At 32.5% G+C, this 17675-nt stretch carries 16 protein-coding genes; 8 read left to right on the top strand and 8 right to left on the bottom strand.

Annotation, left to right across the window (positions count from 1 at the left end; all coding sequences use genetic code 11):
* Positions 1-332: 332 nt before the first annotated feature.
* Positions 333-1544 carry a Pycsar system effector family protein gene (locus EV195_RS08315; RefSeq protein WP_132794487.1) on the bottom strand — a complete coding sequence of 404 codons (1212 nt, stop codon included), beginning with the start codon at positions 1542-1544 and terminating at the stop codon, positions 333-335.
* A gap of 87 nt (positions 1545-1631) precedes the next feature.
* On the opposite strand from EV195_RS08315, the gene msrB reads away from it, so the two are divergent.
* The 3 genes from msrB to EV195_RS08300 are packed head-to-tail and all read left to right on the top strand — an operon-like array spanning position 1632 to position 4163.
* A complete protein-coding gene (msrB, locus tag EV195_RS08310; RefSeq protein WP_132794486.1) occupies positions 1632-2081 on the top strand; it encodes a peptide-methionine (R)-S-oxide reductase MsrB in 450 nt (149 codons plus the stop codon).
* Complete coding sequence (gene msrA, locus EV195_RS08305; protein WP_132794485.1) at positions 2071-2601, top strand: peptide-methionine (S)-S-oxide reductase MsrA; 531 nt, start codon at positions 2071-2073, stop codon at positions 2599-2601. Before msrB ends, msrA begins: the two co-directional genes overlap by 11 nt.
* Positions 2601-4163, top strand: a complete 1563-nt coding sequence (locus EV195_RS08300; protein ID WP_132794484.1) for a protein adenylyltransferase SelO — start codon at positions 2601-2603, stop codon at positions 4161-4163. The genes msrA and EV195_RS08300 overlap by 1 nt, the downstream gene beginning before the upstream one ends.
* Before the next feature lie 4 nt (positions 4164-4167).
* Here the strand turns inward: EV195_RS08300 and EV195_RS08295 are convergent, their stop codons facing one another.
* On the bottom strand, positions 4168-7287 hold the full coding sequence (locus EV195_RS08295) for an endonuclease (RefSeq protein ID WP_132794483.1): 3120 nt from the start codon (positions 7285-7287) through the stop codon (positions 4168-4170).
* A 130-nt stretch (positions 7288-7417) separates the two neighbouring features.
* Here EV195_RS08295 and EV195_RS08290 point away from each other — a divergent pair, with 130 nt between their 5' ends.
* The 5 genes from EV195_RS08290 (at position 7418) to EV195_RS08270 (ending at position 13443) form a co-directional block, all read left to right on the top strand.
* Positions 7418-11065, top strand: a complete 3648-nt coding sequence (locus EV195_RS08290) for a metallophosphoesterase (protein ID WP_132794482.1) — start codon at positions 7418-7420, stop codon at positions 11063-11065.
* A gap of 59 nt (positions 11066-11124) precedes the next feature.
* Positions 11125-11493: a DUF423 domain-containing protein gene (locus EV195_RS08285; protein ID WP_132794481.1), complete on the top strand. Its 369-nt coding sequence runs from the start codon at positions 11125-11127 to the stop codon at positions 11491-11493.
* Between the two features lie 106 nt (positions 11494-11599).
* Positions 11600-11767 (top strand): Lacal_2735 family protein, encoded by a 168-nt coding sequence (locus EV195_RS08280; protein WP_132794480.1) that lies wholly within the window; start codon positions 11600-11602, stop codon positions 11765-11767.
* Positions 11768-11774: 7 nt separating this feature from the next.
* Complete coding sequence (locus tag EV195_RS08275; RefSeq protein ID WP_132794479.1) at positions 11775-12176, top strand: DUF2452 domain-containing protein; 402 nt, start codon at positions 11775-11777, stop codon at positions 12174-12176.
* 19 nt (positions 12177-12195) lie between these two features.
* Entirely contained in the window at positions 12196-13443 is a 1248-nt protein-coding gene (locus tag EV195_RS08270; RefSeq protein WP_132794478.1) for an FAD-dependent oxidoreductase, read from the top strand.
* Positions 13444-13445: 2 nt separating this feature from the next.
* Here the strand turns inward: EV195_RS08270 and EV195_RS08265 are convergent, their stop codons facing one another.
* The 6 genes from EV195_RS08265 to EV195_RS08240 form a co-directional block, all read right to left on the bottom strand.
* Positions 13446-14222: a hypothetical protein gene (locus EV195_RS08265; RefSeq protein WP_132794477.1), complete on the bottom strand. Its 777-nt coding sequence runs from the start codon at positions 14220-14222 to the stop codon at positions 13446-13448.
* Positions 14223-14367: 145 nt separating this feature from the next.
* The gene (locus EV195_RS08260; RefSeq protein WP_132794476.1) at positions 14368-15180 is read right to left on the bottom strand and encodes a TPM domain-containing protein; all 813 of its coding nucleotides are present in this window, start codon (positions 15178-15180) and stop codon (positions 14368-14370) included.
* Positions 15181-15618, bottom strand: coding sequence for a TPM domain-containing protein (locus tag EV195_RS08255; RefSeq protein ID WP_132794475.1), 438 nt, complete (start codon positions 15616-15618; stop codon positions 15181-15183).
* Entirely contained in the window at positions 15619-16227 is a 609-nt protein-coding gene (locus tag EV195_RS08250; RefSeq protein ID WP_132794474.1) for a LemA family protein, read from the bottom strand.
* 18 nt (positions 16228-16245) lie between these two features.
* Entirely contained in the window at positions 16246-16578 is a 333-nt protein-coding gene (locus EV195_RS08245) for a MerR family transcriptional regulator (protein ID WP_132794473.1), read from the bottom strand.
* Between the two features lie 27 nt (positions 16579-16605).
* Entirely contained in the window at positions 16606-17574 is a 969-nt protein-coding gene (locus EV195_RS08240) for a M23 family metallopeptidase (protein WP_132794472.1), read from the bottom strand.
* Positions 17575-17675: the final 101 nt, after the last annotated feature.

The following is a 17675-nucleotide window of genomic DNA, read 5'->3' as shown; positions in this document are numbered from 1 at the left end:
CCATTCATACCACAAAAAATGAAACTGACCAGAGTCGAAGCAAAAAACTTATTCAAGAATGTAATTTCGACTTCGCTCAATTACCATCATATTGGTAGCTGAGCGGAGTCGAAGCTAGAATTCATTTTAAAAACACAATTACTACTTCACTAAATCACCATCATCATACCACAAAAAATGAAACTGACCAGAGTCGAAGCAAAAAACTTATTCAAGAATGTAATTTCGACTTCGCTCAATTACCATCATATTGGTAGCAGAGCGGAGTCGAAGCTAGAATTCATTTTCAAGAACTTGATTTCGACTTCATTCTATCAACTTTGTAATAAAAATTAACTTACTGGAGCACTTCCGCTTTGCATATAAAAAGCAATTACAAATGCAATTACACTTACGATGATTCCTATCATAAAAACGGTATACGTAGTTCGTAATAAGCCGTATTTTCTGTTTAATACCAATCCTAAGAAATATAAGTCCTTCGTCAAAGAACCGTACAGATAATCTCTATCTTTCATCATTTCATTCATTCCCCATTCAAACTCCTCTAAGTTCATTTTATGGAAATTACCGAAGAATAATAAATTTACTTTTTTATTGATTATATCTTCCTGAGTAAATTTTCCTTGTGTAACATTTGGTCTAGTTGCTAATATCGAAAGAACTATTGAAACTACTGTAAATGCAATAAAAACAATACTTGGAATAATTAAGTAACTATTTGACGGATTATCTAATTTGGGAATTAACGTAGATAATGCCATTGAAATGATAATCGCATTAACCGATAATAAAATGTTGGCTTTTGTATCAGCAATATCACTCAATGTTATGTGGTTTCGTAATGCTACTCTAAACATTGTTTCTATTCCGCGTTCAGGTAATTCTACTTTATCCTTTTTAAACTGTAATTCTTCTCTCTTTTGAGATAACTTTTTGTTTTCTTGTTTAAGTTTTTTTTCAGTTTTTAATAACTGAGCTAAGTTCTTAACTTTTTGTTTTTCCCACTTTCTTACCGCTATATCAGTATGAAAACAATGTCCGTTAGTTAAAAAATCAATGTTTTTATTGAGCCAATCTGTTTCTTTAATCTTTTCTCCAGATAATAACTCTATTTCTTTTTGTAGCAATTGAGAAAACTCAGTATAATTTTTACTTCCCAAATGAGAACAATCAGCATCTCTAAGAAGCTTTTCCGATGTTGTTGTCGGAATTACATCCATTTTAGTTGCTAAAATAATCTGGTTAACCTCTTCTATGATATTAGCTTCAACTCCTTCTTTATTTAAAAAATCTGAAGCAATTCTAGCACTTTCAACTTCATGTCCTTCTATAATTTTGGTAAAACCAACATCATGAAACCAAGCGGCGATCAATAACCGTTCTTTTACTGCCTCATCTAATTTCGCCTCATCAGCTAATTCCATGGCTTTTTCAACAACACGTAACGTATGAGATAACCCATGATAAACTATTTTTTTATCTAGTTTTTCATTTAACGTGCTCACAACAAAACTTTCTATTTTTTCTAGAAGAGTGCTCATAAATCAGTAATTTAGTTTAGTAAAAGTAACTAAACTTTAGCAATTTTTAATAACGTAAGGTTTCTTACAATTTCACGACAAATCAGTATGCTTACTTGGAAAAATATTATCGACTTTACGGTGAATGGAAATCCTTCACCTGAAAAAAGAATTGAGAAAACAGATGAAGAGTGGAAAGCTCTCCTTTCTCCAGAACAATTTATGATTACGAGATTAAAAGGAACCGAGCGTCCTTTTAGTGGGGAACATTGTACTTCTTACAGTTTAGGAAAATATAATTGTGCTTGTTGTGATACACCTTTATTTGACTCTTCAATTAAGTTTGATTCTAGTTCTGGATGGCCTAGTTTCACGCAACCAATAAAAAAGAATGCTATTAAGTATCATAAAGACACATCGCATGGAATGATTCGTGTGGAAATTTTGTGTAATACTTGTGATGCGCATTTGGGACATGTATTTCCTGATGGTCCAGAACCAAGCGGATTACGATATTGTGTAAACTCATTATCAATTGGACTAGAGAATGAAGACTAAAATAGCAACGGTAGGTGGCGGATGTTTTTGGTGTACTGAAGCCATATTTAATCAAATAAAAGGAGTTGAAAAAGTAGTTTCTGGTTATGCTGGAGGAAATGTTCCTGGATATCCTACCTACAGAGAAGTATGTTCTGGTTTAACAGGTCATGCAGAAGTTATTCAAATTTCTTATAATCCTCAAGTTATTTCATATCAAGAGATTTTAATCATTTTTATGACTACGCATGATCCAACAACTTTAAACAGACAAGGAGCTGATGTTGGAACGCAATATCGCTCTGTAATTTATTATTCCAACGGAGAAGAGAAATCTGTAATTGAAGAAGTTATCAAACAAGTACAGCCTTATTTTGACAATAAGATTGTTACCGAAGTTAGTGAGTTACCAACATTTTATCCTGCTGAAGAATATCACCAAAACTATTTTAACAATAATAAGGAGCAGGGATATTGTAACTTTGTAATTACTCCTAAGCTAACAAAGCTTAGAAAATTATACGCTGATAAGTTAAAATAATGAATTTTAAAATTTCAAATACATTTACCAAAGAGCTTCCTGCTGATATTGAACCAGAAAATAAAAGAAGACAAGTATATAATGCTTGCTTTTCTTATGTTACACCTAAGGAAACTTCCGATCCAAAATTAATTCATGTTTCCGATGAATTATGTAAAGAAATAGGAATTACTAAGGAAGATGTTCAAACAGATGAATTTGTTTCACTTTTTACAGGAAATAGTGTACTTAATGGAACAAGTCCTTACGCCATGTGTTATGGTGGACATCAATTTGGACATTGGACTGGTCAATTAGGTGACGGTAGAGCTATCAATTTATTTGAAATTAATCATAACAATAAGCATTGGGCTTTTCAATTAAAAGGCGCTGGTGAAACTCCGTATTCTAGAACTGCGGATGGTTTAGCGGTACTTCGTTCCTCTATTCGTGAACATCTGTGTAGCGAAGCAATGCATCATTTAGGAGTTCCTACTACACGATCTTTATCGTTAAGTTTAACGGGAGACGAAGTATTGCGTGATATTATGTACAATGGAAATGCTGCTTATGAAAAAGGTGCTGTTGTGTGTAGAGTAGCGCCAAGTTTTATTCGTTTTGGAAATTTTGAAATTTTTGCTGCAAGAAAAGATCATGAAACTCTAAGAAAACTTGCTGATTATACCATCAAGCATTTTTATCCAGAAATTGACATTGATGGAAAACAAAAATACCTTGATTTCCTAACCGAGGTTCGAAACAGAACCATTGATATGATTGTGCATTGGCAACGTGTTGGATTTGTTCATGGTGTGATGAATACCGATAACATGTCCATTTTAGGATTAACAATTGATTACGGACCTTATGGTTGGTTAGAAGGATTTGATTACGAATGGACTCCTAACACCACCGACGCGCAGAATAAAAGATATCGTTTTGGAAATCAACCTTACATTGGGATGTGGAATTTGTACAAACTTGCCAATGCTTTGTATCCTTTAGTTGAAGAAGTTGAACCTTTACAAGCTGTTTTAAATGAATATGAAACCATTTACTTAGCTAAGTATGATGCTATGATGAAACAAAAACTAGGCTTGGATGTTGCAACAGATTATGCTTCTCTTATTTCTGAATTAGAGAAAACATTGCAGCTAATAGAAACCGATTATACTATTTTCTTTAGAAACTTAGCTTCAGTTCTACAAACTGATACTTCGTTAGAGGCTCTAGGTAAAGTAATGGATTCTTTTTACAATAAAGAAGAACTCAATTCCTCTGTAAAAGAAAAATGGATGCGCTGGTTTGATGAATATATTCAAACAGTTCAAAAGCAAAACATCAACGATACGGAAAGAGCAGTACGAATGAATGCTGTAAATCCGAAATACGTTTTAAGAAATTATATGGCTCAATTAGCTATAGACGAAGCCGATAAAGGTAATTATGATATAATTAATGAGTTATACCAACTCTTAAAACAACCTTATAATGAACAACCTACTTATGAAAAGTGGTTTACCAAACGTCCTGAATGGGCACGTCATAAAGTAGGTTGTTCTATGTTATCTTGTAGCTCTTAAATTATTATTTAAGAATTACTTTTTTAGTAATACTTCCTTTATTTGTATTTAGTTGAATTAAATATAATCCTGTAGTTACCTTTGGAATTGAAATGCTATTATTTCCGTTACCAATAAAAGAAGTAGCAAATACTTTCTGCCCTGTAATATTGAAAACAGTCATTTCTGATGCTTCATGAATTCCTTTAACATGAACAGTGTTGTTAGTATCAACAAACAAACTAACTGTATTTAAATTATTTTCATCTACATTTAAAACAGCTTGACTGGTATGTATGTAATAGCGACCAGCTCCATTTGTATTTTCAGTAAGTACTTTTTGATAATTGGTAGTTGCATCTAAAAGTGTAAACGTACCTTCTACTCTATCTTCTAAATACATTCCATAACCATCTGGAAGGTTTATAGCTTCAGCTGAAATCGTTATTTCCATATCCTTTGACGCATTAATTCCAAGAGGAATAATTTCGTCAAACGTATCATTAGAAAGTGATTGAATGGCTAATTTCTGTCCCTGATTATTTTCAACTAATTCAGAATAAATAATCAAGTCAGTATTTGCTCCATCAAAAATGGTAGAATCCCAACCATTATCCCAGCCAGCAGTTGCTCCTTGGATATACAAAATATCAGTTTCTTTATCAGAACTTCCACTAACACTTAACTTCAACTTTATACTAGAGTAGTTTTGATTAGAACTTCTAGCAAAAGTATCATTGGTTTGGTGACTTTGCATTGACTCTGGAAATGTAAAACTACCTCCAGTTACATTCGATCTTACAAAGAATCCTTGACCCGGTGCGATGTAATATATTCCATTTAAAATCGCTGTAGCTTGATTTACCAAAGAATATTGATTAGTTGCTTGATTCCAAAACCAAATAGTTTCTTCGTCTAAAATTCCTGTGTTTAAGCTTAATAAATTATTTGCTGCTGAAGGAGAAGTGTTATTTGCAGTTAGATATGATGGAAACGGGTTCCCTATCAAATTAAAACCATTTCCTCCTGCTCCTCCATCTGAAATAACAATATTCACATCGTTTAAAGGCATTGTTCCACTAAAAGAAATATTGTCTGCCGTTGTTAATTTGATTGAACGACCTTCACCACTCGCTAAAGTCCCTGTAGTTGTAACATTAGCATAGGTCCAACCCGGTGTAACATTGTTATAATCACCAATTCCAATATTTCCAGCTGTACCAGAAGCTAAACTGTGATTACTGATAATATCCTCAATAGTTTCATTGGTTACTACCGAAGAAACTAAATACCAATTTGTCGTACCTAAAGATCTATTATACGTCAAATCAAAACTCGTAGAATTTTGTGCAATTAAAGACGCTCCTGAATTTACCGTAACTGTTCCTGAAGTTGTAAGATTAGACCCAACTGTTAAGGAAGCACCTGTTTCCAATGTTAAGTCAGCAACCGAAATACTTCCCGTTGCAGTAACTTGCTTTCCAGAACCAATCATAACATCAGTATTACTTGGAACTGTAGCAAAACTCCAGTTTGATGCTGTATCCCAATTACTATCGGTATTTCCTGTAAAAATATTTGTAGTTCCCGCTACATGAAATCCGATATTGGTGAAAGTATCAGAAGTAAAAGAATCCCATTCACTTACTGTATACGTAGTATTAGGATTTGAAACTGTAGACTTTCGAACCAATGTTGTATTTGCAGCGAAATTAGTTGAACCTCCATCGAATGTTCCTATAATATCAATTAACACGTCATTTTTAAATAATCCAACAGGATCATTTCCATTGAATTGAACTTCAGATCCGTTTGACGTTTGATTTGCTTTACTTGTAATATCTGTCGAAGCATCAACATTAGCAATCACATAAACATCACCGTTAGCTAAAGTTCCCGACAATGCTAAACCTGTTGACCATGCTCCTGCTCCATTTGTTTGCCTTTTAATTGAATATACACTTAAATCTACTGAACCTCCCGTATAATTTACTATTTCTACAGCTTTATTTAATGACGATCCTTCTATATATTCCGAGAATAATAATTCAGAAGTCAATCCACTTTGAACGGTAGTTGTAACCATTAATTGAGAACTTGAAGCTGAAGTATTTCCCGCAGCGTCATAAGCTTGAATAGTCACATTATAAGATGTTGAACCTGTTAAACCCGAAGCATTATAACTAGTTGTATTGGAAGTTCCCACTTGAACATTATCCAACAAGATATTGTATCCCGTAACAGCTGTATTATCCGTTGAAGCATTCCAAGAAATAGTAAAAGAAGTTGCTGCAATACTAGAAGCAACTAGTTCTGTTGGTACAGAAGGATCTTCTGTATCGCTACTTCCTCCTCCAAAAAGATCTTCAGCTTGAGGACCTCCCCAAATTTCTGTAGCAAAAGCAGGATTATCTATAAACGGATTTCTATTTCCTTGCGCATAGGTTCCAGCACTATCATGATACGTATTTCGTTGTTTTTCAAAATCAGATACAGGATCTTCAGCATTCCAATCTAAAAATAAATCAATCATATCATCTGGAGTTCCAACGCTACTCCCTACTCCTAAATATGTAGGTAAGCACTGATTACCATATCGTAAATACATATACATCGCAATTCTAGCAACATCACCTTTCCATTCATCTCCAGGATACCAACCACCAGTAACAGAACCAGCATTTCCAGTTCCATCGGCAAATAATTGATTACTTCTTGTAGAATTTGTTTGTACATCACAAGGCCTTAAATTATGAGCATCAGCATATGGAGGGCCACTTGTTCCTGAAGCATCTAAATCAGGATTTGCTAAAGAGTTTGCAAAAACATGTTCCCTATTCCATTGACCATTACTACCACCATTATTATTAATATCTCTTGTTCGAGAAGTTATTCCTGATGCACTATAACCATATATCAGTAATACTTCCGAACTATTTGAAGGATTAACATCTGTTATTTTTGAAGCATCCCAAATATTAGAATAGGAAAGACTGTTTGTGTGAGTATTAATAATTTTTGTAGCTAGTTCATTTTTTAAGTCTGTTCCTGTTAAGCTTAAATTTACATCATTATAGTAAGCAGGAATCTGAGCTAATGTTGTTAGTGTTGTAAACAACATTATTATAAACATGAATTTCTTCATTGTACTATTACTATTAGGGATTATTATTCAACATACAAATGTATGATTTTTAACCAATTAGTTTATGAAATTTTTTAGAATTTAAGACTCTGAACTAATTTGTATATTTGCTATACCGCAAGAGACAATCATGAAAAAACTTTACGCAGTTTTTGTGGCACTTCTATCTTTATACGGATGTGCAACTTATAAAGCGCAATATGCTTCTAAACAATATTCTCATCAAACTACAACAAAAAAACCTACTCACTCTTTTTATTTAATTGGTGATGCTGGTAATGCTAAGATGAACGAATCTGTAGTTTCTTTACAGTATTTTCAGAAAGAAATTGCACAAGCAACTAAAAATAGCACTACACTTTTCTTAGGTGATAATGTGTATCCTTATGGAATTTATCCTAAAAGTCATGAAGATTATGAGCTAGTAAAGCACCGACTTAAAATTCAGACCGATGCCGTAAAAAACAATTCTGGGAAAACTATTTTTATTCCTGGAAATCACGATTGGTATAATGGTGTTGAAGGGTTAAAGAGACAAGAAAAACTAGTAGAAAAAGCATTGGGCAAAAATACTTTTCTTCCAGAAAATGGTTGTGGACTTGAAAAAGTAGACATCAATGACAATCTTACTCTAATAATTATAGATAGCGAATGGTTTATTATGAATTGGGATAATGAACCAACAATTAATGATAATTGTGATATTAAAACTCGCGAGCGTTTTATTGAAGAGCTATGGAGTTTATTTAAAAAGAATAGATATAAAAATGTTGTAGTTGCATTACATCATCCTTTATACTCTAACGGACCACACGGTGGTAGTTTTTCTGTGAAAGATCATATGAAACCTATTCCAGTTTTGGGTACTTTTAAAAATATGCTACGTTCACATGCAGGCATTCAAACAGATAATTTTCATCAACAATATCAAGATTTTGTTCGTCAGATAGAAACCATTGCTGATGATTTTAAAAATAACATTGTTTTTGTAAGTGGACATGAACATAACTTACAATACATAGAAAATAACGGATTCAAACAAATTGTAAGTGGAGCTGGTTCTAAACAGTCACCTGCTTTAATAGGTTATGGTGCAGAATTTACATACGGAAATTACGGCTATTCTAAATTGAATTTTTATGAAGACGGTTCCGCTATTGTAGAGTACTACGCAGCCAATAACAAAGATGAAAATAAGTTGCTTTTCAGTAAGCAAATTATAGAGCCTATAAGAAAACAAACTAACTTCGATTTTACAGAATATGAGCTCCATAACAAAGAAAAAACAACTTCTTTGTATTCAAAAAAAGATGTTGACGTATCTGGCATTCATAAATTTATGTGGGGTAAGTTAAACCGTGAAAAATATGGTAAAGAAATTACTGTTCCAGTATTAGAATTGGACAAAGTTTTTGGCGGATTACAACCTATTCGACGTGGTGGTGGAAATCAAACAAACTCGTTACGCCTAGAAAATCCTGAAGGAAAACAATACGTACTTCGCTCTATGTATAAAGATGGAAGTAGAATTATGGGAGGGGTTTTAAAAGAAACATTTTTAGTAGATGTTGTTCAAGATATTTTTACCATGTCGCATCCGTATGCTGCATTTGTTATTCCTGATATGGCAGAAGCTGTAGGGATTTATCATACCAATCCTAAATTATATTACATGCCTAAACAACCGGCTTTAGGAATGTATAACGATATTTTTGGTGGTGGGTTGTATTTGCTTGAAGAACGTCCTGCCGGAAACAGAGATGACGTTGCTTCCTTTGGTAACTCGAAAGATATAATTAGCACTTATGATGTTTTGGAGAAAATTCGCAAAAACGGAAAACACTCGATAGATCAAAACTTTGCACTTCGTTCTCGATTATTTGACATGGTTATTGGGGATTGGGATCGTCATGAAGATCAGTGGCGTTTTGCTAAGTTTGAAACCGAAGACGGAAAGAAATATTACAGGCCAATTCCAAGAGATCGAGATCAACCTTTTTCAAAATTTGATGGTTTATTAATTCCGCTGCTAAAATTAAATACGCCGTTGATTAAAAACATGCAATCGATGGATTATGATATCAAAGACATGAAATGGTATAATAATTATCCCCGTTTCTTTGATGCTGAATTTTTAAATCAGCTTACCTTAAAAGATTGGCTAGCAGAAGCTGAACATATTCAGAAGCATTTAACAGATGAAGTAATTGAAAACGCAATTAAACAGTTTCCTAAAAGTGTATTTGAAATTGATGGAGATGAGTTAATTGCAAAAATAAAATCAAGAAGAAATAAATTAAAAGATTTCGCCACAAAATACTTCAAAAAACAAGCGAAGAAAGTTCAGGTTGTTGGTACTGATAAAGATGATAAATTCATTATTAAAAGATTAAATGATAACGAAACTAGCATAGAAATCTTTAGGAAAGAAGATAAAATTTTCAGTAGAACTTTCTTGACTAATGAAACTGATGAAGTTCAGTTATATGGTTTAAATGGTGATGACGAGTTTTATATTTCTGGAGATGTTGATGACAGTATTTTAATCCGTTTAATTGGAGGACACAATCATGATGTTTATCACGATACTTCTTCTGTATCAGGATGGAGTAAAAAAACAAAAGTCTACGATTACCTTTCTAAAAAAAATACCGTGAAAGGCGGAAGTGAATTAGCTGATTTAAGAGAAGATAATTACTTTAAAAACACATACAATCATAGAGACATAGAAAATAACACAACGCTAATATTTCCTAGTTTAGGTTTTAATCCTGATGATGGTTTTTTCTTTGGCGTAAATGCAACACACACTCGTTACGGGTTTAAGAAAAGGCCTTTTGATAATCGTCATAATCTAACCGCAAATTACTATTCTGCCACAACCGGATTTGATATTAATTATACTGGCGAGTTTGCTGAATTTATTGGTGATTGGTTGTTGGAAATTAAAGGAAGAGCAACTACAAGTAATTATGCTTTTAACTTTTTTGGCTTCGGAAACAAAACGGTATTTGAAGACAATCGAGATTTAGATTATTATCGTGTTAAAAAGGAAGAACTTACTTTTTCATCTTCTTTAGTAAGAAAATACAATTGGGGAAGTACTGTAAAACTAACAGGAATGTTTGAAACTATAGAAATTGAAGATACTCCTGATAGAAATATTAATAACTACACTAATGGTGTTACAAACATTTTCGAGAGAAACTATTTCTTAGGTGGTGAATTAAATTTCAATCATAATAGAACCGACAACAACAGTTTTCCTACCAAAGGAATGAATTTTGACTTGGTAATGGGAGCTAAAATGAATACGGAAAATACCAACCGTCATTTTGGATATTTAAAAACTTCCTTAGCTATTTATCAAAACCTAGTTTCAAATAGAAGTCTTGTTTTTGCCTCAGAAATCGGAAGTCATTTAAACTTTAAAAACAGGTTTGAAATTTATCACGCTGTAAGTATAGGTGGAAATAGAAGCTTACGTGGTTACAATAACAATCGATTTACGGGAACAGAAAGTTTTTATCATTCTAACGATTTACGCTTACGCTTAGGAAGTATTAAAGCATTTATCCCGATGAAAATTGGTGTAACTGGTGCTTTTGATTACGGAAAAGTATGGAGTCCTTTTGCTACTTCGAGCTCTGAACCTTGGAACTCAAGTTATGGAGGTTCTTTATGGTTAAGTGGTTTAGATATGTTTACAGCAAATATGGCTTTGTTTAATAGTAACGATGGAAGTCGTTTTACATTTAGTTTAGGATTTAATTTTTAATGATAACACAAAAAATGAGATTCTTTATTTGATATGGAATCTCATTACCTTTTTTTAGAATGACTCAACAAATAGTATTACTATCCGCTACAATTTTTGGAGCTTTATCAATTATTTTTGGCGCTTTTGGAGCTCACGCTTTGAAGAAAAAATTAACTTTAGAGCAATTAACCAGCTTTGAAACAGGTGTGAAATATCAAATGTATCACGCCATTGTTTTATTAGTAGTTGGATTTAATTTCAACCAAAACCTACGTAATGCTTCCTTGCTTTTTATTATTGGAACTATACTTTTTTCATTCAGCATTTACGGATTAGTATTATCAGATGCTTTTGGTAAAAAAATGAAATTGTTAGGTCCAGTTACTCCAATTGGTGGCCTATGTTTATTAATTGGTTGGGTTTTATTACTGATTAATTTCTTGTAAAAAGTAATTGTTACTAATTGCTAAACCAAGTTAGATTTATTTTTTGTTTAACATTAATCAATATAAATTAAACGTTTTGTATCTTTGTGACTCAAATAGTCATATTATGTTTGGTTTATTTAAAAAGAAATCCGAAAAAGAAAAACTTCAGAAATTATATGCTAAATTATTGGCAGATGCACATAAACTATCTACCTCAAACAGAAAATTGAGTGATGAAAAGGTTTATGAAGCGGAGCAAGTAATGAAACAAATTGAAGCTTTAGAAAAATAATCTTAACATGACTGAGAAAAAAAAACTAGATTCAGTTGTTTACAATACAGAAACTAAAAGCTACGATGCTGCATTAAAGCCCTATGCAACTTCTGTTGGCGCACCTGTAATTACACAGACCGACACAACTGCCTGGAAAAATAGAAGTATAAACAAGGTAAATCATAAGATAAAAACAAAATACCTCGAACTTAAGGCTGAATACGAAAAAATGATGCAAGAGTTCGAATACAACAACTTAATTCTAAACGCTAACTTTTCTTTCGAACCCATAATAGGTGAAACGTATCATTTATATTTAAATAAGAAAGAAGAACATTTTTTGTCTTTAATTGCCCCTGAACATTGTAATTTTAATTATGTCGGTAGCTTTGTTTTAAATGCTGATCAAATCTGGGAAAAAGTTTAGCCTAACTTAATTGTATTGAATGACTTCAAAAAAACATCAAAACATTTATATTATTGGAGCAGGAATAAGCGGACTAATAGTTGCGCTTGAATTAGAAAAAAATGGTTACCATTCAACTATTATAGAAGCTTCGGATTCTGTTGGAGGTAGAGTAAAAACTGATGTTTATGAAGGTTATCAATTAGATCATGGATTTCAAGTATTATTAACTTCTTATCCTGCTGCACAAAAGTACTTTAACTATGAAGAATTAGAGCTTCAAAAATTTTTACCTGGAGCTGTGATTTATGAAAACAACACCTCTTCAATTCTTGGTGATGGTTTCAGATGTTTTGATTTGCTTTTTTCGACCTTAACAACCAGTAAAGTAACTTTTGGAGATAAACTTAAAATACTTAAGTTAAATCGTATTCTGAAAAACAAAACACTTCAAGATATCTTTTCTAAAGAAGAAACCACCACTTTACAGTATTTGAAAAACTTTGGGTTTTCACAAAAAGCAATCTGTAACTTCTTTGCTCCTTTTTTCAGTGGAATTTTTTTAGAAACTACTTTAAGTACTTCGAGTAGAATGTTCGAATTCGTTTATAAAATGTTCGGAACAGGTTATGCTGCATTACCAAAAGCAGGAATTGCGGCAATCCCGAATCAATTAAAAAATAAATTAAAATCGACGACTTTCTTATTCAATACAAAAGTAGCTTCAGTTGAAAAAGGTTTAATTAAATTATCTAATGGTGATGTTTTAGGAAGTAATATGACAATTATTGCTACAGATTCTTCAAGTTTGCTATCAAATAGAAAATCAACAAAGCAAGAATGGAAATCTTGTCAAACGCTATATTTTGAGACTAAAAAAAGAACTATTACAAAACCACTTATTGGCTTACTCGCTAACGAATTTTCATTAATCAATAATATCTTCTATACCACCTCTATAGCAAACAATAATTCTTCAGAAAAAGAACTATTATCTGTTACTGTAGTAAGAGATCATAACTTACACGAAACATTATTGATAAAAGAAGTTATCAGAGAACTCAAGGAGTTTTGTGGAATTGATGTTTTAAGATTTGTAAAGATGTACGATATTCCTAAAGCACTTCCAAAATTAGAATCTTTAAAATACGCTCCAACTAAGGAAACAATTGAGGTTAATGATTCAATTATTTTAGCAGGAGATCAATTATGTAATGGTTCTTTAAATGCTGCGATGCTTTCTGGTGAATTAGCTGCGAAAGTTGCTCTTGAAAATCTCAATTCTTAAGTTTATTTAGCTAAACTTACTTTATATAAATTTCCTTCCGATAAATGGGACCTTTCATCTGAAATAAACAGCGTGTTATTGTCTATAAAATCAATTGCTTCTTTTTGAGATGAAAAGCCTAAATCGATTTTACTCAATCTTCCTTCAAAGAAATTATCATCTTTAAAATCGGTAAATAATAATATGGAATCTGAAGTCAACAAAGCAACTTTTGCATTGTCTTGTGAGATAGCTGCACCAGTAATCCAACAATTTTTATTAGAGCAATTTTCGTATTTTCCAATTAATGTTGCTTGATATTTTCCTGCTTTTGCAGGAATTCTATATAAGCTAGTCTTTCCATAATCATTTTTCACTCTACTCTTGGTAAAAAAGTATAAATGATTTTTGAAGTACAGAATACTTTCTGCATCAAAATGCCTGTCGTTTTTTTTAGGTGGAAATTTATGCTGTTCAGGATATTCAAATTCAATTTTTTCAACTTCAACAGATTTCTGATGTAATAAATCTTCTTCTTTAATTTTTAAAATGATTAAATCTTTCCTAGTACTGTTATTATTGCCAAAATCAGCTACATAAATGTTCCCTTTATTGTCGGATGTAATATCTTCCCAATCTGTATTTTTAGCCTTTATAGTAACCGTTTTAACTATTTCTCCTTTGACATTAACTAAATACAATTCGTTTTTATTTCCTCCATCATTATGCATCCAGAATGTAGAATCGCTAGCTTTTATAAGTCCAGAAACTTCTTTTAATTTATTTGGAAGTTTAGCCAAATATATTACTTGACTATAATTTGTGCAATTATTAAAAATGAAAAGGAGCAATAAAAATTGTAGTATTCTCATGCTATTAAAGATAAAAAAAAGCTCCTATAAAGAAGCTTGAAAAAAATATATTGTTTGAGTATAAATTATAAAGTTACCAACTACCACCAGCACCACCTCCACTGAAGCCGCCGCCGCCGAAACCTCCTCCGAAGCCACCGCCGCCGAAGCCTCCTCCAGAGCTTCCGCCAAATCCACCGCCGAAACCACCTGTTCTTCTGTAACCTCCTCTACCAGCATTACTCAAAATAATAGTTTCTAAAATATCTCGTGAATCTGTATCAGTATAATTTCGTCTACCTCCTTTACCTCTTCCTCCCCGAGAAATAAGAATAAAAAAGATAATCAATATGATGATAAACACAATAAAAGCAAAATTGCCTCCTTTATTATTTTTAGACTGTTTACGAGTTCCTTTATATTCTCCTTGAAGAACTTTAAAAATCGCATCAGTTCCTTTATCTAATCCGCTATAATAATCTCCTTTTTTAAATTCAGGGATTATTATATTACGTATTAACTGTCCATTAATACCAGCAGTTAATTTGTGCTCTACTCCATATCCAGGAGAAATCCAAATTTTCCTATCATCTTTTGCAAGTAAAACAAATACACCATTGTCTTTATCTTTTTGCCCTATACCCCATTCATGTGCCCACCTTGGAGTTAAAATTCCAATACTCTCATTATTGGTAGAACTAATAACAGCGACAACTATTTGAGTTGAGGTAGTATCCGAATATCTTACTAATTTGTCTTCTAACTGAGACTTTTGGGATTCAGATAATAAACCTATATAATCATAAACACTCGTTTGAAATTCTGGTTTTTTGGGAACATCGAATTGAGAAAATCCGATTTGAATTCCTACAAAAAATAATAGTAGTATATGTAGTTTCTTTTTCATCTATCCTTTTGAAACTTCATTTGGTAATTCATCAATGTCTTTTGAAGACCTTGGGAAGTGTTCTTTTAACTCATGACCAGCTTTTAAAACTCCTTCAACTATGCCTTGTTTAAACTTGCCTTCTATAAATAGGCTTTGCATAACATTTTTCGTACTCTCCCAGAAGTTTTTTGGTACTATATCGTTTATTCCTTTATCACCGTAAATCACAAACTTATGATCATCAACAGCAATATATATTAGTACAGCATTTTTTTGTTCAGTATTATGCATTTCAAGCTCTTGAAATACTTCTAAAGCACGATCATAATGTGAAAGTTCAGTAGTCCTTTCAATATGCACTCGTATTTCTCCAGAAGTATTTCGCTCTGCTTGTACAATAGCTTGAACAATTTCCTGCTCTTCGTCTAATGAAAGAAAGTTTTCTACGCTAGACATTTACTTTTTATTTCCAAAATCAAAATTAATATCAGGAGCATTCTCTTTACCCGGATCAGCTTTAAAGTAAGGCTTATCCTCAAACCCTAACCAGCTAGCAAAAAAATTGTTAGGGAATTTTTTTACATGGTTGTTATACGGTTTTACTGCTTCATTGAATCTCGTTCTAGCGGTTAAAATTTGATTTTCAGTGCTTGCTAGTTCATCTTGAAGTTTTAAGAAATTTTGGTTAGCCTTCAAATCTGGATATCTTTCTACTGACACTAATAATTTTGAAAGCGCACCCGTTAATCCTGTTTGTGCTTGTTGAAACTGAGCTATATTTTCAGGGGTAATATTGCTAGCGTCTATTGTCGTTTGTGTTGCTTTTGCTCTCGCATTTATAACATCTGTTAAAGTACTTTTCTCAAAATCTGCAGCTCCTTGTACAGTTTTTACAAGGTTTCCAATTAAATCTCCTCTTCTTTGATAAGCCGTTTGAACATTACCCCAAGACTCTTCTATATTTTCATTTAACTTAATTGTTGAATTGTAAAATCCTTTTCCGGTACTGTAAGCATATAAAATTAATGCTCCTATTATCAATACTGGTACTAACCATTTTTTCATAATTTCTCTCTTTTTTAGTTATTCTAATTGATTTTTTATATTGATTAATTCGGCTTTCACCGCTTCTAATCTACTAATTATTTCCTGATTATCAACCGCCTTTTCTGGGTTTTGCTTTAGCTTTTGTTTTGCTCCATCAAGCGTAAAACCTCGTTCTTTTACTAAGTTGTAAATCAGTTTAAAATTCTCTATGTCTTGTTGAGTAAATAATCTATTTCCTTTAGCATTCTTTTTTGGCTTGATGATATCAAACTCACCTTCCCAAAAACGAATTAAAGACGCATTTACATTAAAAGCCTTAGCTACCTCTCCTATTTTATAGTATCTTTTCTCTGGTAAATCAACGTGCATAGGGGATTTTTATTTGCAAGTTACAAATTAATCGAAAGATTGACGTTGCTCTTGAGAAGCTTTTTGCATTGCAATAAATTCTTCTGGAGATAAATCTCCATAATAGTAGTAAATTGGATTTATAGGTCTGTTATTCTTATGAACTTCATAATGTAAATGGGGTGCTGCAGAACGACCTGTATTCCCTACATAACCAATTAAATCACCACGTTTTACTTTTTGCCCTCTTTTTGCAACAATTTCACTCATGTGAGCATATATCGTTTTATAACCATAACCATGCTCTATATAAACCACTTTCCCAAAAGTGGCGCTTCGGTTTGCTCTAACTACAGTTCCATTTCCTGACGCATAAATTGGTGTTCCAGTTGGTGCTGTAAAATCCATTCCATTGTGCATACGCCACGATTTTAAAATAGGATGCAAACGCATACCATAACCAGAAGCCATTCGGGTTTCGTCTTCATTCTTTATAGGCTTAATCGCCGGAATTGAAGCTAACATTTTTTCTTTTTTCTTAGCTAAATCTACAATCTCATCTAATGATTTTGATTGTACTACTACTTGTTTAGACAACACATCTATATCCTTCGTCAGATTGATAATCATATCACTATTATCAAATCCTTCTAAATTTTTATATCGGTTAACTCCACCAAAACCTGCTTTACGTTGTTCATCTGGTATTGGGTTAGCTTCAAAATAAGTTCGATAGATATAGTTATCTCGTTCTTGCAAATCGGTAAGAACATCTGAAGTTTCCTGCATTCTTTTGCTCAACAATTCGTAATGGAGCTTTAAATTTTCCATTTCTCTTCGTTGCGCTTTTTCAGTAGGAGATTCTAAAAACTGGCTCAATACAACAAACCCCAAAAACGCAACTAAAGCTACACCTATTAAACCAATAATAGTGTTCTTTAATTTGTCCCTTTTTCGTACCTCAATCTGTTGGTAAGAAAGTGTATCTGGGTCATAATAATATTTTACTTTTGCCATACGACCAAATGTAGTATTTTTGTGTCCTTTATTAAGAAATCTTATATGTTTCGACGTACAAATTTATAAAATGTTTCAATATATAAGCATTCTTAACACCC

The organism is Tenacibaculum skagerrakense (assembly GCF_004345825.1).
Taxonomy (GTDB): domain Bacteria; phylum Bacteroidota; class Bacteroidia; order Flavobacteriales; family Flavobacteriaceae; genus Polaribacter; species Polaribacter skagerrakensis.
The sequence above is the reverse complement of the archived record's forward strand: the minus strand, read 5'-3'. Positions and strand labels throughout refer to the sequence as shown.